This is a genomic window from Amycolatopsis ponsaeliensis, from assembly GCF_030182635.1.
In the GTDB taxonomy this organism is placed as follows: Bacteria; Actinomycetota; Actinomycetes; order Mycobacteriales; family Pseudonocardiaceae; genus Amycolatopsis; species Amycolatopsis ponsaeliensis.
The window spans coordinates 57,153-77,195 of sequence record NZ_JAPZLD010000016.1; the positions used below are offsets into that span (position 1 = coordinate 57,153).

The window sequence follows — 20,043 nt, forward strand, 5'->3', positions numbered from 1 at the left end:
ACTTTCTCGGCTTATGACTGCTGCTCTCGGCGCGGCGAGCTTGATGGTCAACCTGCTCGCGGCGTATGCCGACCGCCCGGAGCCCCGTTCCGTGGCCGTCGTCGGAAACCAGCCGCTCCCACCCGACCCCCAGCGGGCGAAGGCGATCGACGCGTGCGACCTCGTGATCCGCGTCAACGGCTTCGTCGTCGACAAGCCGGGCGAGGAGGTCGTCGGCTCCCGGACCCACGTCGTGGTGTTCAACCGGGCGATCCGGGCCACCCCGTACGTCTTCCAGGACTACCGGAAGCGGCTCTACCTGCTGGTCGAGCCCGGGCGGATGCACTGGGAGCCGGAGGACGTGCCGGGCTGGTGGCCCGCCGACCTCGGCGCCGTCCCGGTGTCGAACCGCGAGGTCGTGCTGCCGCTGTCGGACGCCCTGGGCCTGCCGACGCGCGACGAGCCGACGTGGTCGACCACCGGCACGCTGGCGGCCTGGATCGCGCGGACGTCGTTCCCGACCGCCCAGCTCGTGCTCACCGGGTTCTCGTTCATCGACAACCCGGACCAGACGTCGTGGGAGCACGCCGCGGGCGACTCCTGCATCGTCGGCCCGGAGCACCAGATCGCCGCCGAAGGGCGGCTGCTGGACTCCTGGACCAAGACCGGTGACACCACCCTCCTGCGCTAGCCGCGCGTCCCCACCCACGTAAGGACCACCCATGGCAATGCAGAAGCTCGGCAGAGGCCTCGTCGGCCGGATCGCCCGGCTCATCGACTTCCGGGTCGACGACCGCACCCGCGGACTGGCCGACCGCGTCAACAACCTCGAGCACGCCACCGCCGACCACCGGCGCCGGCTGGACGACGCGGAGCACAACCTCGAGCAGGCCCGTGGCGACCTGCGCTGGGCCCGTGCCGAGCTCGACCGCCTGATCCCGCACGTGGCCGCGCAGGAAGGCCGCCTGGAGACGCTGCGCGAGTCGATGTCGCTGGTGCCCAGCACCGACAGCGCGCAGATCGCCGAGGCCCGCACGCTGATCGAGGAGATCCAGCGCCAGCACGCCCAGATCCGCGTCCGGCTGGCCGGCATCTCCCGCTACGAGGACCGGCTCCGGCGCATCGAGGACCGGGTCGAGCAGCCCGTCGCCCAGTAGCTTGCGAGCCCGGGAGGCCACCGAAGCGGACGCCGAGCTGCTGCTGGGCTGGCGCAACGACCCGCGGACCCGGCAGTCGTCGCGGTCGACGGCGGTGGTCTCCCTGGCCGAGCACCTCGCGTGGCTGCGCGGGGTGCTCGCGGACGCCGACCGGCTGCTGCTCGTCGTGGAGCACGAGGACGTGCCGGCGGGCACGGTCCGGTTCGACCGCCGTGACGGCGACAGCTGGGAGATCAGCATCACCCTCGCCCCGGAGCAGCGCGGCCGCGGCCTGTCCGGCGCGGTGCTCGCCGAGGGGGAACGGGCGGCGCGGGAGCGGCTCGGCGTCCGGGTCGTGCTGGCCGCCGTCCACCAGGACAACGCCGCTTCGGCGAAGCTGTTCGACCACGCCGGCTACGCCGAAGCCGCGCCTGCCGTCAACGGCTTCCGGCAGCTGCGCAAGACTCTGAGCTGACCCGCAGTCCACCCCGGGGGAGGCACCATGCACGACATCCGGTTCGGCGCGCACCTGATCGGTCCGGGCCACGCGCCGTTCGTCATCGCCGAGATGTCCGGCAACCACAACGGCGACCTCGACCGGGCGCTGCAGATCATCGATGCCATCGCCGAAACCGGCGCGCAGGCGGTCAAGCTGCAGACCTACCGGCCCGACACGATCACCATCGACGTCGACACCCCGGCGTTCCGGATCGGTGACTCGCATTCCCTGTGGGGCGGGGAAAACCTGTACAAACTGTACGAAAAGGCCCACACGCCTTGGGAATGGCACGAGCCGCTCTTCGAACGGGCGCGGGCTCGCGGGCTGGAAATCTTCTCCAGCCCGTTCGACCCGACCGCGGTCGAGCTGCTGGAGTCGCTGGGCGCGCCGGCGTACAAGATCGCGTCGTCGGAGATCGTCGACCTGCCGCTGGTCGAGCTGTGCGCTCGCACCGGCAAGCCGCTGGTCATCTCGACCGGCATGGCGAACGTCGCGGAGATCGACGCCGCCGTGCGCACCGCGCGTGAAGCGGGCAACGACCAGCTGATCGTGCTCGGCTGCACGGCGAGCTACCCGGCGTCGCCGTCCGAGAGCAACCTCCGTGGGCTGCCGCTGCTGGCCGGCCTGACGCAGACGCTGGTGGGCCTGTCGGACCACACGCCGGGCATCGGGGCGCCGGTCGCCGCTGTGGCGCTCGGCGCGGTGGCCATCGAGAAGCACGTGACGCTGGCTCGCGCGGACGGCGGCGTCGACTCGGAGTTCTCCCTGGAGCCTTCGGAGCTGGCCGCGCTGGTGACCGAGACGCACCGGGCGTGGGAAGCGCTGGGCCAGGCGGTGCTGGGCCCGCGGGAGAGCGAGAAGGAGGGCCTGCGGCTGCGCCGGTCCCTCTACGTCGTCGAGGACGTGAAGGCCGGCGACGAGGTCACTGCGGCGAACGTCCGGTCGATCCGGCCCGCCGGCGGCCTGGCCCCGGCCGAGATCACCAAGGTCGTGGGGCGCACCTTCCGCGTCGACGCCGCGAAGGGCACGCCCCTGACCTGGGACTTGATCTAGAAGAACGCGCGCACGGCGTCGACGACGCGGTCGACGTCGGCGTCCGTCAGCGACGGGAACAGCGGCAGCGAGAGCTCCTGCTCGTAGTACGCCTCGGCGTTCGGGCAGAGCCCGCGCCGGTAGCCGAGGTCCTCGAACACGGGGTGCCAGTACACCGGGATGTAGTTCACCTGGACGCCGATGCCGACGCCGCGCAGGTGCTCGAACAGCGCCTTGCGGCGGCCTTCGAGGACCCGCAGCGGGTAGAGGTGCCACACCGGGTCGGCGCCCGGGCGGCTCGGCGGGGTCGCGACGCCGTCGAGGCCGGCCAGCGCCGTCGTGTACCGCTCGTGGATCTCGGCGCGGCGCTTCTTGAACTCCGCGAGCCGGGTGAGCTGGCTGCTGCCGAGCGCGCAGAGGACGTCCGGCAGGCGGTAGTTCAGGCCGAACTCGTGCACCTCCTGGTGCCAGCCGCCTTCGTCCGGGTAGCGCTGCTCGGCGCGGTCGCGGACCAGGCCGTGGTTGCGGAACTTCCGGGCGCGGTCCAGGAGGTTCTCATCGGGCGTGACGACGGCGCCGCCTTCGGCCGTCGTGAGGTTCTTCGTCGGGAAGAACGAGAACGTCGTCAGGTCGGCGATCGAGCCCACCGGACGCCCCTGCCAGGAGCCGCCGACGGAGTGCGCCGCGTCCTCCAGGAGCAGCGCGCCCGCGTTGTGCGCGAGTTCGCCGAGCGCGTCCAGCTCGGCCGGGTGGCCGGCGTAGTCGACGGCGGCGACGACCTTCGTGCGGTCGGTCATCGCGGCCGCGGCGGCCTCGACCGAAAGGTTCCCGGTGTCCGGTTCGACGTCGGCGAAGACGACCTTGGCGCCGTGCAGGACGGCGGTCGCGGCGGTGGCGACGAACGTCATCGGCGACGCGACGACTTCGTCACCCGGCTTGAGCGCGGCCGCCGCGTACGCGACGTGCAAGGCAGCCGTGCCCGAGGTGACGGCCACCGCGGGTGTCCCGCCGGTGTGCGCCGCGAGGTCGTTTTCGAACTGCTGGACCGCGGGCCCGGTCGTCAGCCAGTCGCCGCGCAGGACGTCGACGACGGCCTGGATGTCCTCTTCGCTGATGGACTGGCGCCCGTAAGGGAGGAAATCAGGCATGCTGCTCGACCAGTTCGCGCAGTTCCTCGCCGTTCAGCCAGAGGTCGTTGGTGTCCGAGCGGTAGGCGAAGCCCTCCGGCATCGGCGTGCCGTCCGCCGGCGGCTGGAAGCCCCAGCCGGCGAGGTGCGGCTGCACGACGTAGCGGTCCTTGAGCTGGACCGTCCGGCGTGCGTCGTCGGGGGCGATCATCTCCTCGTGCAGCTTCTCGCCCGGGCGGATGCCGACCTCGTGCATCTCGCTGCCCGGCGCGATCGCCTGGGCCAGGTCGACCAGCCGCATGCTCGGGATCCGCGGCACGTACAGCTCGCCGCCGTGCATCTGGTCGAACGAGTCGACGACGAACCGCACGGCCTGGGGGAGCGTGATCCAGAACCGGGTCATGTCCTTGTGCGTGATCGGCAGCGACTCGCCCTGCCCGGCCAGCTTGCGGAAGAACGGGATGACGCTGCCGCGCGAGCCCATCACGTTGCCGTAGCGCACCACGGAGAAGCGCGTCACGTGCGCGGCCGCGTAGTGGTTGCCGCTGATGAACATCCGGTCGGCGCACAGCTTGGTGGCGCCGTAGAGGTTGATCGGGCTGGACGCCTTGTCCGTCGACAGCGCGACGACCTTCTTGACGCCGGTGTCGATCGCGGCCTCGATCACGTTCTGCGAGCCCATGACGTTGGTCTGGACGAACTCGAACGGGTTGTACTCACCGGTGTCGACCTGCTTGAGCGCGGCGGCGTGCACGACGTAGTCGACGCCCTGCATGGCGCGTTCGAGCCGGCGCCGGTCGCGGATGTCGCCGATGAACCAGCGCAGGCGCGGGTCGTCGTTGAACAACTGCCGGGCTTCGTACTGCTTGAGCTCGTCGCGGGAGAGCACGACCAGCCGGCTCGGGTTCAGTTCGGCGAGCGCGTGCGCGATGAACGCCTTGCCGAAGGAACCGGTCCCGCCGGTGAGCAGGATGCTGGAGCCATCCAGCTCGGACATCGTTGACCTCCGCGTTTCGGTGACTGTGGCCGTCGGCCATCATGTCACCCATGCGTGCAGCGCCCGTGGTCAACGCCGTCATCCAGGCCCGGTCGTCGTCGACCAGGCTCCCCGGCAAGGTGCTGCGCCCGCTCGCGGGCCGCAGCGTCCTGGGCTGGGTCGTCCGGGCCGCGGCGGCCGCACCCGGTGTCGACCAGGTGGTCGTCGCGACGTCTTCGGACGCTTCGGACGACGACGTCGCACTCGAGGCGGCTCGGTGCGGCGCCGCGGTGGTCCGGGGTCCGCTCGACGACGTGCTCGGCCGGTTCGCGGTCGCGCTGCGCGAGCACCCCGCCGACGCCGTGATCAGGCTCACCGCCGACTGCCCGCTGCTGGACCCGGCGCTGATCGGCCAGCTCGCGACGCTGTGGCGGGCCCAGCCGTCGCTGGACTACGTGAGCACCACGCTGGTCCGGACGCTGCCACGCGGCTTCGACGCCGAGCTGGTGCGGGCTGACGTGCTTCTCGAGCAGGTCTCGACGGCGGTCGGCGCGCACCGCGAGCACGTCACGTCGGGCATCTATGCGGACCCTTCGCGCTATTCGTGCACCGGGATCGTGGTGAGCCCGGCGGCCGACGACCTGCGGGTGACGTTGGACACCGCGGAGGACTGGGAACTGCTTTCCGCCGTGGTGAGCGAACTCGGCGACGGCGTCGGCGACTGGCGGGCGGTGGTCGCGCTGCTGCGCTCGCGGCCGGAGCTGGTGGCGCTGAACGCGCACGTCGAGCAGAAGAAGGTCGGTTCGTGAGGCTGCTCCTGCGCGCGGACGCGTCGGCGTCGATCGGCGCCGGGCACGTCGCGCGGATGGTCGCGTATGCCGAGCGGGCGGTGGCGCGGGGCTTTTCGGTCGCGTTCGCGGGCCGGGTCGACAACGCGGAGTGGCTCGCGTCCCGCTTCGACGAGCTGGGCGTCTCGCGCGTGTCTTTCGACGCTTCCGGGTTCGACGCGGTGGTCGTCGACCACTACGGCCTCGGTGACCTGCGTGCGGAGGTCACCGCGGCGGGCGCGCTGCTCGTCTCGATCGAGGACGACGTGTTCGGGCGCCGGCCCGCGGACATCGTCGTGGACTCGGGCTTCGCGCCTTCTCCCCGGCCTGACGACGGCTCGGACGTCGTGCTGCGGGGGATCGAGTACGCGCCGCTCCGGGACGTCGTGCGGAGTACGCGCCGGGAGCCGTCCGGGCCGCCGCCGCACGTCACGGTGGCCCTCGGCGGCGGCGACCAGTGGGCGCCGACAGTCGGGTTGCTGCTTCGCGCGCTTCGCGACACGGACCTGCCCTTCGCGGCGGACGTGCTGGTGCGCGGCGAACCTCCGTTGCCCGACTTGCGGCCGGGCCAGTCGATCCGGGTCGCGGCGCCGAGTCCCGCACTGCTGGAGCTGTTCGCGACGACGGACGTCGCGGTGAGCGCGGCCGGGGTGACGTTCGTGGAGCTGTGCTGCCTCGGCGTCCCGACGGCGGCAGTGCGGCTGGTGGACAACCAGGAGCCGGGCTACCGGGCCGCTTTGGAGCTCGGCCTGGCGGCGGGACTCGGCGCCGCGGAGTCCCTGGCCGAGCGGCTGCCTTCGGTGACCGAGGTCTTGCGTTCGCTGCTGTCCGACTCGGCTCTCCGGCGGCGGTTGTCGGCGACGGCGTCGTCCACTGTGGATGGTCGCGGGGTGGATCGGGTGCTGGATCAGGTGGAATCGAGGACCGGATCTGTCCGCGGTGCCTCCTATCGTTGAAGCATGACGATCACCCCGTTCCGCATCGACGTCCCGCAGGCCGCCCTCGACGATCTCCGCGCGCGCCTGGCGAACACGCGCTGGCCCGACCAGCCCGCCGACACCGGCTGGCGGCTCGGGGCGCCCGTCGACTACGTGCGTGAGCTGGCCGAATACTGGCGCACGGGCTTCGACTGGCGGGCGCAGGAGGAGCGCATCAACGGCTTCCCGCAGTTCACGACGACGATCGACGGCACGAAGGTGCACTTCCTGCACGTGGTCTCCCCGGAGCCGTCCGCGACACCGGTGCTGCTGACGCACGGCTGGCCGGGCTCGATCGTCGAGTTCCTGGACGTGATCGGGCCGCTGACGGACCCGCGCGCGTACGGCGGCGACCCCGCGTCGGCGCTGACGGTGGTGGTGCCCTCGATCCCGGGCTACGGCTTCTCAGGCCCGACGCCGACGCCGGACTGGGGCCCGGACCGCATCGCGCGCGCGTTCGCCACGCTGATGACGGACTTGGGCTACGACCGATTCGGCGCCCACGGCGGCGACTGGGGCGCGATCATCTCGCGCGAGCTGGCGATCCAGTTCCCGTCGCGGCTGCTGGGGATCCACGTGACGATGCTGGCCTCGGCGGTGGCGCGGACTCCGGCCGACCTCGAGGGCCTGCCGGACCAGGAGCTCGGCCGGCGTTCCCTGGAGAAGGGGCAGGCGTTCTCGGCATCGGGAACGGGCTACGCGATCATCCAGGCGACCAAGCCGCAAACGCTTGCGTACGGCCTGCACGACTCCCCGGCGGGGCAGCTGGCGTGGATCGCGGAGAAGTTCCGTTCGTTCTCGAACACGTCGGCGGACTTGATCGACCGCGACGACCTCTTGGCGGACGTGTCGATCTACTGGTTCACGGAAACGGCCAACTCGTCAGCGCGGTTGTACGCGGCATTGACGGGAGGCTGGGGAGCACCGCCGGCGTCGAACGTGGTCCCGACGGGAGTGGCGGTCTTCCCGGACGACATCGGCCTGCCGATCCGGACGTTGGCGGAGCGAACGGACAAGATCGTCCACTGGACGGAGTTCCCGAGGGGCGGCCACTTCCCGGCCCTGGAGGAACCGGACGCCCTGATCGGCGACATCCGGACGTTCTTCAGCGCCCTGCGCTGAGGGCGATCCAGGGGGGTGGGGGACTGATGGGTGATTCGGGACGTTCAACGTCCCGAATCCTCCATCGCCAGACGCGGATACCTCGATCCGCCTCGGCCGAGCCCCGCCCGTCCCTGGTGCCGTGCCCATGCCCAGTCTATCGGCGCACCAGGACAGACCCGGCCCCAAAGCAAGTTATCCACAGGAGTTGTCCACATCCCCCATGGTCTGTGGACAACCTCCCCGGAAGCTGGCCGAGTCAACCCAGACCCTCCTCGAAGCGGCCGAAGCCAACCCCAGGCCATCCCCCGAAAGCCGTGAAGGCCTCCTAACCGACCCCAAGAGCCGGCAAGAAGGCCTTCACACACAAACCGTCAGAGGTACTGCCCGGTCCCCGAGATCCCCCCGTGCCCATGCCCCTCATGAACCCCACCGGCAGCCGAAGGTCCGGCAGGCAACCCGCGCCGCATCTGCTCCAGCTGCACCCGGGCCGCCATCTGCTGGGCGAACAGCGCCGTCTGGATTCCGCTGAACAACCCCTCCAGCCACCCGACCAGCTGAGCCTGCGCGATCCGCAGCTCCGCGTCCGAAGGCGTCGAGTCGTCGGTGAACGGCCGCACGAGCCGCTCCAGTTCCTCCTGGAGCTCCGGTGCCAGCGAAGCCGCCAGCTCCTTCACCGAGGTCTGGTGGATCTCGCGCACCCGCGTGCGGGACGCGTCGTCGAGCGGGGCCGCGCGGACCTCCTCCAGCAGCTGCTTGATCATCGTGCCGATGCGCATCACCTTGGCCGGCTCTTCGATGAGCTCGCCCACCGCTTCGGCTTGCTCCGCACCCTCGAGAGGGGAGCCGTCCTGTCCGACTACCACCACGTGGGGTGAAGATTCCTGGCCGGGGTCACCCGCTGTGAAGTTCGGCTCGGTCATGTGCTCCATCCTGGCTCGCGTTCAACACGCTCCGCGACACCTGCGGGGTGTTCGTCTCCGAGCGTAGCGGCTATCGGGGTTCGCGGTGGCTCTCCACCCAACCCCGGACGCACGGCGAAACCGCACGTCCGTACGGTGTCCACATGGCGTTCGACGTCGCTCGTATCCGTGGGCTCTTTCCCGCGCTGGGTGACGGCTGGATTCACTTCGACGGCGCCGCCGGAATGCTGGTCCCGGAACAGGTCGCTTCGGCCGTTTCCACGGCGATGCGCGCCCCGGTGTCGGGGCCGGGTGGAGCGTTTCCGGCCTCACAACGCGCGGAAAGCATCGTTACCGCGGCCCGCCGGGCCGTGGCCGACCTGGTCGGGGCCGACCCGGCCGCCGTCGTGCTCGGGCCGAGCTCGCCGGTGATGCTGCGCCGCCTCTGCGACGCGCTCGCCGAGCGCTGGACCATCGGTGACGAAGTCGTCGTCTCGAGACTCGACGAACAGGCCAACCTCGCGCCGTGGCAACGCGCCGCGAAGCGCGTCGGCGCCGTCGTGCGGTGGGGCGAGATCGACATCGAGACCTGCGAACTGCCCGCGTGGCAGTACGAGCAGCTCGTGTCGGCGCGCACGAAGGCCGTCGCGGTCACGCTCGCGTCCGGGTCCGTCGGCACCCGGCCGGACGTCCCGACGATCATCGAATTCGCCAAGCGGGTCGGCGCGCTCGTCGTCGTCGACGCCACCTACGCCGCGCCGTTCCTGCCGCTGGACATCAACGCCCTCGGCGCCGACGTCATGGTCGTGTCCGCCCAGGCCTGGGGCGGCCCTTCGGTGGGGGCGCTCGTCTTCCGCGACCCCGAGCTGATCGAGCGGATCGCGTCGGTCTCGCTCGACCCGATGGCGCGCGGCGCCGCCCGCCTCGAGCTCGGCCCGCACGCCTACCCGCTGCTGGCCGGGCTGATCGCGTCGATCGACTACCTCGCGGGCCTCGACGACGCCGCGTCCGGATCGCGCCGCGAGCGCCTGGTCACCTCGCTGGGCTCGGCGAAGTCGTACCACGCCGGCTTGCTCGCGCAGCTGTCGACGGAACTGCTGTCGTTGCGGCACATCATGGTCATCGGCAACGCCATGCGCCGCATTCCCGCGCTCGCGTTCGCGGTCGCCGGCAAGAAAGCGCCCGAGGTCGCCGAGTACCTGGCTTCGCAGGGGTTGTGCGCCTTCGCCGACGACGGGGCGGCCGGCGTCTTCGCGTCACTCGGCGTCGGTGAAGTGGGCGGCGCCGTGCGGATCGGGCTCGCCCACTACTCCAACGTCTTCGAGATCAACCAGCTCGTGCGCGTGCTGGAAGAACTCCGTTAAGACTTCGCCGCCAGCAGGATCTTGCCGAACACGCTGCCCTCTTCCATGGCGCGGTGCGCGGACGAGGCCTCGGCCATCGGCACGACCTGCCCGATGATCGGCTTGACGAGACCGTCGGAAACCAGCGGCCACAGCCGTTCGCGGACGTCGGCGACGATCGCCGCCTTCTGGTCCAGCGGCCGGAAGCGCAGACCGGCCGCGAACACCGAAGCCCGCTTGCCGAGCAGCGCGCCGACGTTCAGCTCGCCCTGCACCCCGCCCTGCATGCCGATGATCACGAGCCGGCCGTCCTGCCGCAGCGCGTCGACGTTGCGGCCGAGGTAGGACGCGCCCATGTTGTCGAGGATGACGTCCGCGCCGCCGAACTCCTTCTTGAGGACCTCGACGAAGTCCTTCTCCTTGTAGTTGATCGCCAGGTCGGCGCCGAGCTGGCGGCAGCGGTCGAGCCGGTCTTCCGAACCCGCGGTGACGACGACGTACGCGCCCAGTGCCTTGCCGACCTGGATCGCGTGCGTGCCGATGCCGCCGGCGCCGCCGTGGACCAGCAGCACCTCGTCCTCGGCGAGCTTCGCGTGCATCACGACGTTCGCCCACACCGTGCACGCCACCTCGGGCAGCCCGGCCGCGGTGATCAGGTCGACCTCGGCCGGCACCGGCAGCAGCTGCCCGGCCGGGACGACGGCCTTCTCCGCGTAGCCGCCGCCCGCGAGCAGCGCGCAGACCTCGTCGCCGACTGCCCAGCCCGCGGTGTCTTCCACGCCCTCGCCGAGTTCGGCGATCGTGCCCGAACACTCCAGGCCGATCGTTTCGCTGGCGCCGGGCGGTGGCGGGTAGTGGCCCTGGCGCTGCAGGAGGTCCGCCCGGTTCACCGCGCTCGCCGCGACGTCCAGCAGCACTTCGCCGGGCCCGGGCCGCGGATCCGCGACCTCCGCCCACTCGAGAACGTCCGGGTCACCTGGCTCACGGATGGTGATCGCAAACATGTGTCGACTGTATACCGGCTAACGAAGTTCCCGCCGAATGACGCATTGACGTACTACGCATTCGGAACAAAGGTGAGCAACCATGTCACCCTTCAGAAAGAGATTCCTCCCGCCGATGGCCCTGGCCGCCGGCGCGACGCTGGTGCTCGGCCTGACCCCGGCCGCCGCCGCGACCACGGTCCCCGACGGTCCCGCGCTGGCCAAGCAGCTCGTCAAGAAGGTCGACGTCAACGGCGTCAACCGGCACCTCATCGCCCTGCAGCGCATCGCCGACACCAACGGCGGCACGCGCGCGGCGAGCACCGACGGCCACAAGAAGTCCGCCGAGTACATCGCGACGAAGCTCGAGGCGGCCGGCTTCCAGGTGACCCGCCAGGAGTTCCCGTTCACCTTCTCGGAGACCCTGGCCGAGAAGCTGACCGCGGGCGGCCAGAACGTCCCGGTCATCGCGATGGAGTACACCGTCTCGACGCCCGTCGGCGGCATCACCGCGCCGCTCGCCGTGGTCGCGGTCGACGACACCAGCGGCTGCGAGGCCACCGACTACACCGCCGACGTCGCCGGCAAGATCGCGCTGATCAAGCGCGGCGGCTGCTCGTTCGCGCAGAAGCAGCAGACCGCCGCGGCGGCGGGCGCGATCGGCGCCATCGTCTACAACAACACCGACGGCGACCTGAACGGGACCCTGGGGGACCCGACCGTCGCGAAGATCCCGACCGGGGGCGTGACGGCGGCCGCGGGTGCGCAGCTGGCCACCCTCGCCGGGCAGCCGGTGACCCTGGAGCTGCGTGCCTTCCAGGAGGCGCGGACCAGCTACAACGTCATCGCCGAGACCAAGACCGGCCGCAAGGACAACGTCGTGATGCTGGGGTCGCACCTCGACAGCGTCCCGGCCGGCCCGGGCATCAACGACAACGGCTCCGGCTCGGCGACCCTGCTCGAGACGGCGCTGCAGCTGGGGAGCAGCCCGAAGGTCAACAACGGCGTCCGCTTCGGCTTCTGGAGCGCGGAGGAGTTCGGCCTGATCGGCTCCACCTACTACGTCGACTCGCTGACCTTCGAGCAGCAGCTCGACATCGCGCTGTACCTGAACTTCGACATGATCGGCTCGCCGAACGCCGGGTACTTCGCCTACGACGGCGACAACTCCGACGGCGTCGGTGCGGGCCCCGGCCCGTACGGCTCGGCGCAGATCGAGAAGACCTTCGTCGACTACCTGCAGGCCGCGCGGGGCGTGTCCCTCGAGGGCACCGACTTCACCGGACGTTCGGACTACGGCGAGTTCATCGCCGTCGGCATCCCGGCCGGCGGCCTGGACACCGGCGCCGAGGTCATCAAGACCCCGGCGCAGGCGGCGAAGTGGGGCGGCACGGCCGGCATCGCGTTCGACCCGTGCTACCACCAGGCCTGCGACAACCTGGGCAACATCGACCGGGTCGCGCTGGACCGCAACGCGGACGGCGTCGCCTGGGCCCTCGGCGTCTACGCGACGAGCACCGAGAGCGTCAACGGCGTGAAGCCGGGCAAGAGCAAGACGGCCAAGCAGAAGGCCGCCGACCGCGGCGCGCAGCGGAACTTCTCCGCCCGCGCCGTCGCCGGTGACCCGCACGCGCTGACCGCTTAGCAACAGAGAAGGGGCCTGTTCCACGCGTGGAACAGGCCCCTTCTTCGTGTCTTAGCCCAGGTTGCTGGTGCCGAAGGTGTCGCAGCGGGCCGGGTCACCGGTCTGGAAGCCGGTGGTGAACCACTTCTTGCGCTGCGCGGACGTGCCGTGGGTGAACTTCGAGCGGTCGACCTGGCCGCCGCCGAGGTTCTGCTGGATGTAGTCGTCGCCGATCCGGGACGCGGTGTCCAGCGCGGAGGCGATGTCGTCCTGCGTGACGTCGGTGATCAGCGGCTTGCCGCTCTCGGTCGGCGTCGTCGAGGCGTGGTTGGCCCAGACGCCGGCGTAGCAGTCGGCCTGCAGTTCCAGGCGCACCGAACCGGACGTCGGGCCGGTGCCGGTGCCCTTCTTCGACGTGCCGAGCAGGTTCTGCACGTGGTGCCCGTATTCGTGCGCGAGCACGTACGCCTCGGTGAAGAGGCCGCCCTGCGCGCCGAAGCGGGTCTTCAGCTCGTCGAAGAAGGAGAGGTCGATGTAGACCTCGGAGTCGGCCGGGCAGTAGAACGGCCCGGTGTCGGAGGTGGCGCTGCCGCAGCCGGTGCGCACGCCGCCGTTGAAGAAGTTCGTCGGCGCCTTCCGGTAGGTCGAGCCGGAGCGCGAGAACTGCTGCGTCCAGTAGTCCTGGACGGAGTTGACGACCGCGACGATCGCGCAGTCGTGGTTCTTGTTGGCGTCCGCGCCGGTCTTGCACTCGCTGGACAGCTTCGAGTTGTCGACCTGCTGGCCGGAACCGACGCCGCCGAGCCCGCCGCTCAGGCCGCTGCCGCCGGTGCTCACCCCGCCGAGCTGGGAGAGCACGAAGTAGATGATCACCCCGACGACGCCGAGCCCGCCACCGCCGAGCGCAACGCGGCCGCCGATCCCGCCGCCGCCGCCTCCACCGCTTCCGCGCAGGTCCTGGACCTCGGAGGCGTCCAAGCCGGCGTCGTCGTCGAATCTCACCGCCGAATGGTAACGAGCCTGGGTGCGGCCGTCGCGCTGGCGGCCACACCCAGGCTCTGTACCGAGGTTGTGTCTTGGTCGGCGGTTGGCCGCGACCGGGTCGGCGTTCAGGCGCTGTCGTCACGACTGCCGAGGTCGTGACCCGATACAGGCCCGATCGACGCCGTATGCGTGAACGCATGGAAAACCCGTGCTCAGGTGCTGTTCGCAATCGCGCCCGGCCCGTTCGTGAACCGTTCCGGTCGCGGGGACGCAGCAGGCGGTCAACCGCGAGGATCACCCGTCACGCAACCACCTGACCTCTCCCGGCGGGGAGCCGGGCCGGCACGTCATCGTCGCCGCGCCATACCCTGGCCGACCTTCCGCCACAAGCAGAATGCGCCTTTTCCGGCCGAGTCTCAACCTTTTCGTAACCCCACCTTCGGGCGATGTTGCGACGGCATTTTTACCCGCACGCAGTTCGGACTCGGACCGCGCGGTCCCTTGATCAGCGTTCTAGGCTGCCTTATGACCGAGGAGCGGCCTGTGCGTTGGTTGAACGAAGCCGAGATGGCGGCGTGGCGCTCCTACATCGTGGCGACCCTGAAGCTGCGGCAGGTGCTGCACCGCGAGCTGGCCGTGCAGCACGACGTGTCCCTGACCGACTACGAAGTGCTCGTGTGCCTGGAGATGCAGGCCGGGCACCGGATGCGGATGTCCGAGCTGGCCCTGCTGATGGGTTCGACGAAGAGCAGGCTGTCGCACCAGGTCGGCCGGCTCGAAGACGCGGGGCTCGTCCTGCGCGTCCGCGATCCGGAGGACAAGCGCGGGGTCATCACGGAGCTGACCGACGAGGGCCTGGCCCTGCTGACGAAGGCGGCGCCGACCCACCTGGAAGGGGTGCGCGAGCACCTCATCGACCTGCTGAGCCCCGAGGAACAGGCGACTATCGCCGCGGCGTTCGACCGGGTGCTGGGCCATCTGTCCGAGGTGGACGGCTGAACCCGGGCGCGGTTACTCCGCGCCCGGGGCCTGGAGCGGTAGCGGTGGGATTCGAACCCACGGAGAGGTTGCCCCCTCGCATGTTTTCAAGACATGTTCCTTCGGCCGCTCGGACACGCTACCTCGCTCCACGAGGGTAGCCGACCGTCTCCGGGGCAACCTGCGCCCGGGCCGGGACGTGCTTCAGGTCATGGGGATACCGCGGCACGGCTCCACGTCCGGCGGCTTCGCGCGGGCCGGGGCGATCCGCCGGGGACTGGTGGCGTTCGGCATGCTCGTCGGCGTCTTCGCCTTCGGGAGCGTGCTCTTCAGCTACTCGGGTTCGGTCACTTCCCCCGGGACGGTGGTGCGGATCAGCGACTGGAACACGGCGTCCGTCCGCGTCGACGAGCCGGGTGGCAGCCGGCTTCGGGAGGTGCGGATCGACAGCCACAACCCCCGCGAGTACACCGCCGGCACCCGGATCGAGGTCCGGTACTGGCCGGACGGCGAGCAGATCGCGGTCGACACCGCGCACGAGCCGCCGTTGGTGGTGCTCGTGACGTTCGCCGCCATCGGCCTCGTGTGCGCTGGGTTCGCCGGGTTTCGTCGGCTGGCCGCCCGCCGCTCGTGGCCTACTTCCAGGTGAGCGTGAGTGCCGCGCCCTGGGCTCGCCCGGCTTCCGCCGCCGGGGTCCGGGTCGCCGGGTCCAGCGGGTTCTCGCCGATCGCCGCCACCGAGGCCTCGTCCGGGGTGATCAGGGCGACCTCCGCGCCCGCCGCGCGCAGGTCGTCCAGCACCTCCAGCAGCGGTTTCTCCATCGGCAGCGGTGCGTCCACCCCCAGCGGCGACACCACCGTGACGCGGGTGCAGCCCGTCGCGTAGTCGGCGTTCTCGGCCGAGCGGACGCCGCCGTCCACGTACCGCGTGCCGTCGATCGTCACCGCCGGCCAGACGCCCGGGACCGCGCAGCTCGCCGCCACCGCGTCGACCAGGGACACCCCGGACGCGCGGTCGAAGCGGCGCGGCTCGCCGGTCTCGGCGTCCACCGCCACGATCACCAGGCGCTGCTCCGGCCACTCGTGGACCGGCAGCCGCGCCTCGATCACCACGCGGCGGTCCTCTTCCGGCACCGTTTCGGCGGCCAGCGCGAGCCGGCCCACCGCGCGCCGGACCTCGGCCGGTGACGTCGAGCCGGTGACCGCGCCGCCGAAGTCGGCCGCGAACTTCTCGAAGTCGATCTCGGCCGGGATCTCCGGAGTCTGGCGCGCCGGGTCGTACTGGCGCGCGAACAGCTCGAGGAGCGGAGTGCCGCTCGTCACCTGCGCCGCGACGACCGACCCCGCGGACGTCCCGACGAGCAGGTCCGCGCCCGTCAGGTCCTGGCCGTTCTCGGCCAGCCCGGTCAGCAACCCCGTCGTCCACGCGATTCCGGCGACTCCGCCGCCGCCCAGCACCAAGCCCTGTCCGCTCATGCGGCCAGCCTATCGACGGGGTACGACAGTTTCAGGCCTGCTTGAGCGCCTTGGCCGCGATCCGCGCCTGCACCTCGGGACGGCGCAACGGCGGGATGGTCGCCGGCGGCTGACGGCGTTCGGGCAGCTGCTCCAGCAGCCGCGTGGTGATCTCCGTGATCTCGGCGACCGCCGCTTCGAACGGCTCGCGCGTGGCGTCCGAAAGCGACTGCACGCCGGTCACCTTGCGGACGTACTGGCGGGCCGCGGCCTCGATCTCCTCGCCCGTCGCGGACGGCTGGAGCCCTCGGAGGGTGGTGATGTTTCGGCACATGCCGCCCAGGGTACGACTCTCCGGACGCCTCGATCACACGGTCGGGTAGGCCCGGCCCCACCTCGTTGACGCCGGATCCCGCAGTTGGGCAGTGTCGGGGAAGTGCCTCTCAGACCGCGTCCCTTCCGCTCCGCCCGTCCCGAACCCCGCATCCTCGAAGAAGAAACCCCGGAAACCCCGATCCCGGAACAGGCCTGGCCGCGCGTGCGGGCCGACGAGCTGGTCACCCTCGTGGCACACGTCTTCGCCGCTCACGGCTTCCCCGAAACCCGCGCGCGCATGGCGGCGGAAGCCCTCTGCCACGGCGACCTGACCGGTTCGCCGGACACCGGCGTCGCCGACCTGACCCGCATCCACCTGCCGATGCTGAAGACCGGGCACGTCGTGCCGCACGCCGAGCCGCTGATGATCGCCGACCGCGGGGCCGCCGCGCTGCTCGACTACCGCCGCGCGCCGGGGCTCTGGGCGGTCGGCGACGCGATGGACCGGGCGGTGACGCGGGCCGGCCGCTTCGGCGTCGGGCTCGTCTCGCTGCGCGGCATCGGGCCGTTCGGCCGGGCCGGGCACCACGCCGCGCGGGCCCTGCCGCACGCGATGATCGGGCTGGTGCTCGCCGCGGGCGGCGAACCCGGCCAGCCGATGAACCCCCTGGGCATGGCCGCGCCCGGGGGCGCGTACCCCGAGTTCGTCTTCGACATGGACCGCAGCGGCTCGGAAGGCGCCGGGCTGACGCTGCTGGTCGAGGTCCTCGCCGGAGTGCTCTCCGGCGTGGCCGACCACGAGCACGACACCGGCCTGCTGGTGCTGGCGATCGCGCCGACGACGCTGCGCAGCGCCGACGGCTTCTACCGCGCGGCCAGCGCGCTCTTCGGCAGCATGCTCGGCTGGGAGGGCGGGGCGCCGATCCGCTACCCCGGCTGGCGCGAGGCCCAGCACCTGGAGCAGTGCCGGGCGCTCGGGGTGCCCCTGTCCGGCCCGGTGCGCCGCGAGCTGGACGCGCTGGCGGCGTCGATCGGCCTGCCGCCGCTGACCAGCGTGGGCTAGTGGACCAGCACGACCTTGCCACGATGCTCGCCGACCGCCACGACGTCGCCGTCGGTCAGCTGGCGGCCGCGGCGGGTCTCGACCTCGCCGTTGACGGTGACCTCCTCCGCGTCGATCAGGTCCTTCGCGTGGGTGCCGTCTTCGGCGAGGTTGGCCAGCTTGAGGAACTGGCCGAGCCGGATCGGCTCGCCGGTGATCGGTACATCGACGGGGTCGCTCATACCCGCATCATGCCGTTCAGGCGCGGGCGGTCGTCTGCCGGTACAGCGCCTGGACGTCCGTGTCGAAGTAGCTCGAGTACGACGTGTCCGGGTCGTCGCCGCCGTACTCGAAACCGCCGATGACGCCGATGACCGTGCCGAGGCGGGTCTTCGGGTCCGGCGCGGTGACCCACGGGCCGCCACTGGTGCCCGTCGGGAAGCCCGCGCAGTCCACTTTCAGCTGGTAGGTGTCCTGGCGGGTCGTCGTGTTCCGGCAGACGGCCGGGACCTCGGAGTCGTCCGGGTAGCCGGTGAGCGTGATGGCCTGCTCGAAGTCGGTGCCCGTCGCGAGGGTGTTCGCGCCGACCAGGTTTTCCAGCGGTTTCGCGGCCCCGGCCTGGTGCGCGGTGGCGAAGCCGACGTCGAGGTCCGGGTCCGACGACGCGCTCCAGCCGGGCGCGACGAGCTCGTCGGACACCGTCCAGAAGCCGAACGGCGCGACGCCGTCGTGGTAGGCGGGCGCGAACGTGACGCCGGTGAGGTAGTCGCCGCCCTCGCCGTCGTGGATGCAGTGGGCCGCGGTCAGCAGCACGTCGCCCTGGTCACTGTGGACGACGCTGGCCGTGCAGTAGTGCGAACCGTCGAGGAACAAGGCGCCGACCGCCGGGCTGGACTCCGCGGGCAGGTCCGGCGTCGACGCGGGCACGGCCTCGGCGGTGTCCGGAGCCGACGCGTTCGCGGACCGCGGCTCCCGGCTCGCGAAGACCACGAAGGCCGCGCCGAGCAGCAGGACCGCGGCGAGGGTGAGCAGGACGGCGGGCCGCCGCACGTGCATCGCCTCCTCGTCGTCCTCGCCCCGGGCTTCGTCCCCATCACCTTAAGGTGCCGCACCGACACGATCGGCACACCCACAGCAACCTCTCAGCCGCTAGTATCCGTAACTCGTGGGTAACACCTAAGGAGAGCCGATGAAGCAGTTCGCGGACAAGGTCGTGGTGGTCACCGGGGCGGGCTCGGGGATCGGGCGGGCGCTGTCGCTCGAGTTCGCCCGGCGCGGGGCGCGCGTCGCCCTCTCCGACGTCAACGCCGCGAACGCGGAGGAAACGGCGAAGCTGGCCGGCGACAACGCCCGCCCGTACGTCCTCGACGTCGCCGACCGCGCCGCCGTGCTCGCCCACGCCGACGAGGTCGCCGAGGAGTTCGGCCGCGTCAACGTCGTCGTGAACAACGCCGGCGTGGCGCTCGGCGCGACCGTCGAAGAGATGACGTTCGAGGACTACGACTGGCTGATGGGCGTCAACCTCGGCGGCGTCGTCAACGGCACGAAGGCCTTCCTGCCGCACCTGATCGCTTCCGGCGACGGGCACGTCGTGAACATTTCCAGCGTCTTCGGCTTCGTCGGCGTTCCGACACAGAGCGCGTACAACGCGGCGAAGTTCGCGGTCCGCGGATTCACCGAAGCCCTGCGCGAAGAAATGCTGATCGCGCGGCACCCGGTCGGGGTCAGCTGCGTGCACCCGGGCGGGATCAAGACCAACATCGTGCGCAACTCGCGAGGTGGCGCCGAAGACCAGGAGAAGGCCGCGCAGGGCTTCGAACGGATCGCGAGGACGACGCCGGAGAAGGCGGCACAGACGATCCTGCGCGGGATCGAGCGGAAGTCGGCGCGGATCCTCATCGGACCGGACGCCTACGTCATCGACGCCATCCCGCGCGTGCTCGGCTCGGCGTACCAGCGACCGCTCGCGATCCTCGCTCGCATGGGGCTCAAGCAAAGGGAAAGCTGAATTTCCGATTGCGACTTCCGGGTTGTTCTCGGCTCGCCGCTTCACTCAATGGAGTTGCGTTTCTGACAGGGCCGTCCGAAATGGTCCAGAATGCGTGAGGTCCACGAGCCCCGTACCGGAGGTCCCTGATGCTTCGCACCGCACCACGCAGTGCGACCCGTCCGGCCGGCGACACCGAGGTGGAGTTGCTGGATCGCACCGGCATCATCGCGGCGAGCCTGCCGCAGCGCCGTCGCACCGACGACGACCTGCCCGAGCTCGAGCCGATCTACACCCGGCCGCCGGTGTGCGACCAGGACCTGCGGCCGAAGTCGGTGGTGATCCGGCGGCGCGCCCGCACGTGGCTCGGCAGTGGCGCCGCGGTGCTGCTCGTCGCCGTCGGGTGGCTGGGTGGCGGCATGCTCTCCGGCGGCCTGTTCGGTTCGGCGCCGCCCGACGACGTGGCCCAGCTGGACGCGCGCCCGGCCGTCGCCGAGGCGCCGGCGGCCCAGGCTCCCCAAGCCCCGCAGGCGCCGGTGGCCACGCCGGCCCCGACGACCGTGTTCGTCCCGGTGCCCGCCAAGCCGGCTACGAAACACGTTCAGGCGCAGGCGAAACCGCAGGCGAAGAAGACCGTGCCCGAGCAGGACGAGGCGCGCGTCGACCTGCCCTCGCCGACGCCGTCGACGCCCAACCCGGTCCAGTCCTGGGTGAACGTCGCCGAAAGCATGATGCAGCAGTACCAGTACCGCGCGGAGACGACGACCCGCCGCTGAC

Annotated in this window: 23 protein-coding genes and 1 tRNA gene; 14 read left to right on the top strand and 10 right to left on the bottom strand. The window is 71.1% G+C overall.

The features are described from left to right. Nucleotides 1–43: 43 nt before the first annotated feature. Genes QQ657_RS23860 through pseI form a run of 4 tightly spaced genes read left to right on the top strand, consistent with a single transcriptional unit; the run spans nucleotide 44 to nucleotide 2,667 of the window. Nucleotides 44–670, top strand: coding sequence for a glycosyltransferase family 29 protein (locus tag QQ657_RS23860; protein ID WP_284744611.1), 627 nt, complete (start codon nucleotides 44–46; stop codon nucleotides 668–670). A 31-nt stretch (nucleotides 671–701) separates the two neighbouring features. Next, nucleotides 702–1,136 (top strand): hypothetical protein, encoded by a 435-nt coding sequence (locus QQ657_RS23865; protein ID WP_284744452.1) that lies wholly within the window; start codon nucleotides 702–704, stop codon nucleotides 1,134–1,136. 1 nt (nucleotide 1,137) lies between these two features. Beyond that, nucleotides 1,138–1,590 (top strand): GNAT family N-acetyltransferase, encoded by a 453-nt coding sequence (locus tag QQ657_RS23870; protein ID WP_284744453.1) that lies wholly within the window; start codon nucleotides 1,138–1,140, stop codon nucleotides 1,588–1,590. A gap of 27 nt (nucleotides 1,591–1,617) precedes the next feature. Next, nucleotides 1,618–2,667, top strand: coding sequence for a pseudaminic acid synthase (pseI, locus tag QQ657_RS23875; protein ID WP_284744454.1), 1,050 nt, complete (start codon nucleotides 1,618–1,620; stop codon nucleotides 2,665–2,667). Here pseI and pseC read toward each other — a convergent pair. Both pseC and pseB read right to left on the bottom strand, forming a co-directional pair. Next, the gene (pseC, locus tag QQ657_RS23880) at nucleotides 2,664–3,794 is read right to left on the bottom strand and encodes a UDP-4-amino-4,6-dideoxy-N-acetyl-beta-L-altrosamine transaminase (RefSeq protein ID WP_284744455.1); all 1,131 of its coding nucleotides are present in this window, start codon (nucleotides 3,792–3,794) and stop codon (nucleotides 2,664–2,666) included. The two genes, pseI and pseC, sit on opposite strands and share 4 nt — an antisense overlap. After that, nucleotides 3,787–4,770, bottom strand: a complete 984-nt coding sequence (pseB, locus tag QQ657_RS23885; protein WP_284744456.1) for a UDP-N-acetylglucosamine 4,6-dehydratase (inverting) — start codon at nucleotides 4,768–4,770, stop codon at nucleotides 3,787–3,789. The genes pseC and pseB overlap by 8 nt, the downstream gene beginning before the upstream one ends. A 41-nt stretch (nucleotides 4,771–4,811) precedes the next feature. On the opposite strand from pseB, the gene QQ657_RS23890 reads away from it, so the two are divergent. Genes QQ657_RS23890 through QQ657_RS23900 form a run of 3 tightly spaced genes read left to right on the top strand, consistent with a single transcriptional unit; the run spans nucleotide 4,812 to nucleotide 7,675 of the window. Then, the gene (locus tag QQ657_RS23890; RefSeq protein ID WP_284744457.1) at nucleotides 4,812–5,558 is read left to right on the top strand and encodes a glycosyltransferase family protein; all 747 of its coding nucleotides are present in this window, start codon (nucleotides 4,812–4,814) and stop codon (nucleotides 5,556–5,558) included. Beyond that, the gene (locus QQ657_RS23895) at nucleotides 5,555–6,532 is read left to right on the top strand and encodes a spore coat protein (protein ID WP_284744458.1); all 978 of its coding nucleotides are present in this window, start codon (nucleotides 5,555–5,557) and stop codon (nucleotides 6,530–6,532) included. Before QQ657_RS23890 ends, QQ657_RS23895 begins: the two co-directional genes overlap by 4 nt. A 3-nt stretch (nucleotides 6,533–6,535) precedes the next feature. Continuing rightward, nucleotides 6,536–7,675 (top strand): epoxide hydrolase family protein, encoded by a 1,140-nt coding sequence (locus QQ657_RS23900; RefSeq protein WP_284744459.1) that lies wholly within the window; start codon nucleotides 6,536–6,538, stop codon nucleotides 7,673–7,675. Between the two features lie 353 nt (nucleotides 7,676–8,028). On the opposite strand, the gene QQ657_RS23905 is transcribed toward QQ657_RS23900, so the two are convergent. Further along, complete coding sequence (locus QQ657_RS23905; RefSeq protein WP_284744460.1) at nucleotides 8,029–8,586, bottom strand: bacterial proteasome activator family protein; 558 nt, start codon at nucleotides 8,584–8,586, stop codon at nucleotides 8,029–8,031. Between the two features lie 134 nt (nucleotides 8,587–8,720). Between QQ657_RS23905 and QQ657_RS23910 the strand changes: the two genes are divergently transcribed. After that, the gene (locus tag QQ657_RS23910; RefSeq protein WP_284744461.1) at nucleotides 8,721–9,920 is read left to right on the top strand and encodes a cysteine desulfurase-like protein; all 1,200 of its coding nucleotides are present in this window, start codon (nucleotides 8,721–8,723) and stop codon (nucleotides 9,918–9,920) included. Here the strand turns inward: QQ657_RS23910 and QQ657_RS23915 are convergent. Next, entirely contained in the window at nucleotides 9,917–10,903 is a 987-nt protein-coding gene (locus QQ657_RS23915) for an NAD(P)H-quinone oxidoreductase (protein WP_284744462.1), read from the bottom strand. The two genes, QQ657_RS23910 and QQ657_RS23915, sit on opposite strands and share 4 nt — an antisense overlap. Before the next feature lie 82 nt (nucleotides 10,904–10,985). Between QQ657_RS23915 and QQ657_RS23920 the strand changes: the two genes are divergently transcribed. Beyond that, nucleotides 10,986–12,527 (top strand): M28 family metallopeptidase, encoded by a 1,542-nt coding sequence (locus tag QQ657_RS23920; protein WP_284744463.1) that lies wholly within the window; start codon nucleotides 10,986–10,988, stop codon nucleotides 12,525–12,527. Nucleotides 12,528–12,578: 51 nt separating this feature from the next. Here QQ657_RS23920 and ypfJ read toward each other — a convergent pair whose 3' ends face one another. Beyond that, nucleotides 12,579–13,508 (bottom strand): KPN_02809 family neutral zinc metallopeptidase, encoded by a 930-nt coding sequence (gene ypfJ, locus QQ657_RS23925; protein ID WP_284744464.1) that lies wholly within the window; start codon nucleotides 13,506–13,508, stop codon nucleotides 12,579–12,581. Nucleotides 13,509–14,015: 507 nt separating this feature from the next. Between ypfJ and QQ657_RS23930 the strand changes: the two genes are divergently transcribed. Beyond that, on the top strand, nucleotides 14,016–14,489 hold the full coding sequence (locus tag QQ657_RS23930; protein WP_284744465.1) for a MarR family winged helix-turn-helix transcriptional regulator: 474 nt from the start codon (nucleotides 14,016–14,018) through the stop codon (nucleotides 14,487–14,489). A 36-nt stretch (nucleotides 14,490–14,525) separates the two neighbouring features. Here QQ657_RS23930 and QQ657_RS23935 read toward each other — a convergent pair. Continuing rightward, a tRNA-Ser gene (locus QQ657_RS23935) sits at nucleotides 14,526–14,612 on the bottom strand. Nucleotides 14,613–14,679: 67 nt separating this feature from the next. Between QQ657_RS23935 and QQ657_RS23940 the strand changes: the two genes are divergently transcribed. After that, entirely contained in the window at nucleotides 14,680–15,117 is a 438-nt protein-coding gene (locus tag QQ657_RS23940) for a hypothetical protein (protein ID WP_284744466.1), read from the top strand. Here the strand turns inward: QQ657_RS23940 and QQ657_RS23945 are convergent. Together QQ657_RS23945 and QQ657_RS23950 are read right to left on the bottom strand one after the other, a co-directional pair. Continuing rightward, on the bottom strand, nucleotides 15,104–15,943 hold the full coding sequence (locus QQ657_RS23945) for a patatin-like phospholipase family protein (protein WP_284744467.1): 840 nt from the start codon (nucleotides 15,941–15,943) through the stop codon (nucleotides 15,104–15,106). The genes QQ657_RS23940 and QQ657_RS23945 overlap by 14 nt on opposite strands. A gap of 31 nt (nucleotides 15,944–15,974) precedes the next feature. Next, entirely contained in the window at nucleotides 15,975–16,256 is a 282-nt protein-coding gene (locus tag QQ657_RS23950; RefSeq protein WP_284744468.1) for a DUF2277 domain-containing protein, read from the bottom strand. Nucleotides 16,257–16,358: 102 nt separating this feature from the next. Between QQ657_RS23950 and QQ657_RS23955 the strand changes: the two genes are divergently transcribed. Then, a complete protein-coding gene (locus QQ657_RS23955; RefSeq protein ID WP_284744469.1) occupies nucleotides 16,359–17,300 on the top strand; it encodes an Ldh family oxidoreductase in 942 nt (313 codons plus the stop codon). On the opposite strand, the gene QQ657_RS23960 is transcribed toward QQ657_RS23955, so the two are convergent. Then, a complete protein-coding gene (locus QQ657_RS23960) occupies nucleotides 17,297–17,521 on the bottom strand; it encodes an RNA-binding S4 domain-containing protein (RefSeq protein WP_284744470.1) in 225 nt (74 codons plus the stop codon). The two genes, QQ657_RS23955 and QQ657_RS23960, sit on opposite strands and share 4 nt — an antisense overlap. A gap of 16 nt (nucleotides 17,522–17,537) precedes the next feature. Then, the gene (locus QQ657_RS23965) at nucleotides 17,538–18,335 is read right to left on the bottom strand and encodes a trypsin-like serine peptidase (RefSeq protein WP_284744471.1); all 798 of its coding nucleotides are present in this window, start codon (nucleotides 18,333–18,335) and stop codon (nucleotides 17,538–17,540) included. Between the two features lie 133 nt (nucleotides 18,336–18,468). Between QQ657_RS23965 and QQ657_RS23970 the strand changes: the two genes are divergently transcribed. After that, nucleotides 18,469–19,287, top strand: coding sequence for an SDR family oxidoreductase (locus QQ657_RS23970; protein WP_284744472.1), 819 nt, complete (start codon nucleotides 18,469–18,471; stop codon nucleotides 19,285–19,287). A gap of 128 nt (nucleotides 19,288–19,415) precedes the next feature. Continuing rightward, nucleotides 19,416–20,042 carry a hypothetical protein gene (locus QQ657_RS23975; RefSeq protein ID WP_284744473.1) on the top strand — a complete coding sequence of 209 codons (627 nt, stop codon included), beginning with the start codon at nucleotides 19,416–19,418 and terminating at the stop codon, nucleotides 20,040–20,042. Nucleotide 20,043 lies beyond the last annotated feature (1 nt).

Bases quoted from the DNA above. Each gene is read 5' to 3' on its own strand.
- QQ657_RS23910 (WP_284744461.1), top strand. From the start codon at position 8,721: ATGGCGTTCGACGTCGCTCGTATCCGTGGGCTCTTTCCCGCGCTGGGT.
- QQ657_RS23915 (WP_284744462.1), bottom strand. From the start codon at position 10,903: ATGTTTGCGATCACCATCCGTGAGCCAGGTGACCCGGACGTTCTCGAG.
- QQ657_RS23975 (WP_284744473.1), top strand. From the start codon at position 19,416: ATGCTTCGCACCGCACCACGCAGTGCGACCCGTCCGGCCGGCGACACC.
- QQ657_RS23940 (WP_284744466.1), top strand. From the start codon at position 14,680: ATGGGGATACCGCGGCACGGCTCCACGTCCGGCGGCTTCGCGCGGGCC.
- QQ657_RS23950 (WP_284744468.1), bottom strand. From the start codon at position 16,256: ATGTGCCGAAACATCACCACCCTCCGAGGGCTCCAGCCGTCCGCGACG.
- QQ657_RS23865 (WP_284744452.1), top strand. From the start codon at position 702: ATGGCAATGCAGAAGCTCGGCAGAGGCCTCGTCGGCCGGATCGCCCGG.
- QQ657_RS23890 (WP_284744457.1), top strand. From the start codon at position 4,812: ATGTCACCCATGCGTGCAGCGCCCGTGGTCAACGCCGTCATCCAGGCC.
- pseC (WP_284744455.1), bottom strand. From the start codon at position 3,794: ATGCCTGATTTCCTCCCTTACGGGCGCCAGTCCATCAGCGAAGAGGAC.
- QQ657_RS23945 (WP_284744467.1), bottom strand. From the start codon at position 15,943: ATGAGCGGACAGGGCTTGGTGCTGGGCGGCGGCGGAGTCGCCGGAATC.
- QQ657_RS23970 (WP_284744472.1), top strand. From the start codon at position 18,469: ATGAAGCAGTTCGCGGACAAGGTCGTGGTGGTCACCGGGGCGGGCTCG.
- pseI (WP_284744454.1), top strand. From the start codon at position 1,618: ATGCACGACATCCGGTTCGGCGCGCACCTGATCGGTCCGGGCCACGCG.
- QQ657_RS23960 (WP_284744470.1), bottom strand. From the start codon at position 17,521: ATGAGCGACCCCGTCGATGTACCGATCACCGGCGAGCCGATCCGGCTC.
- QQ657_RS23900 (WP_284744459.1), top strand. From the start codon at position 6,536: ATGACGATCACCCCGTTCCGCATCGACGTCCCGCAGGCCGCCCTCGAC.
- QQ657_RS23920 (WP_284744463.1), top strand. From the start codon at position 10,986: ATGTCACCCTTCAGAAAGAGATTCCTCCCGCCGATGGCCCTGGCCGCC.
- QQ657_RS23930 (WP_284744465.1), top strand. From the start codon at position 14,016: ATGACCGAGGAGCGGCCTGTGCGTTGGTTGAACGAAGCCGAGATGGCG.
- QQ657_RS23965 (WP_284744471.1), bottom strand. From the start codon at position 18,335: ATGCACGTGCGGCGGCCCGCCGTCCTGCTCACCCTCGCCGCGGTCCTG.
- QQ657_RS23860 (WP_284744611.1), top strand. From the start codon at position 44: ATGGTCAACCTGCTCGCGGCGTATGCCGACCGCCCGGAGCCCCGTTCC.
- pseB (WP_284744456.1), bottom strand. From the start codon at position 4,770: ATGTCCGAGCTGGATGGCTCCAGCATCCTGCTCACCGGCGGGACCGGT.
- QQ657_RS23905 (WP_284744460.1), bottom strand. From the start codon at position 8,586: ATGGAGCACATGACCGAGCCGAACTTCACAGCGGGTGACCCCGGCCAG.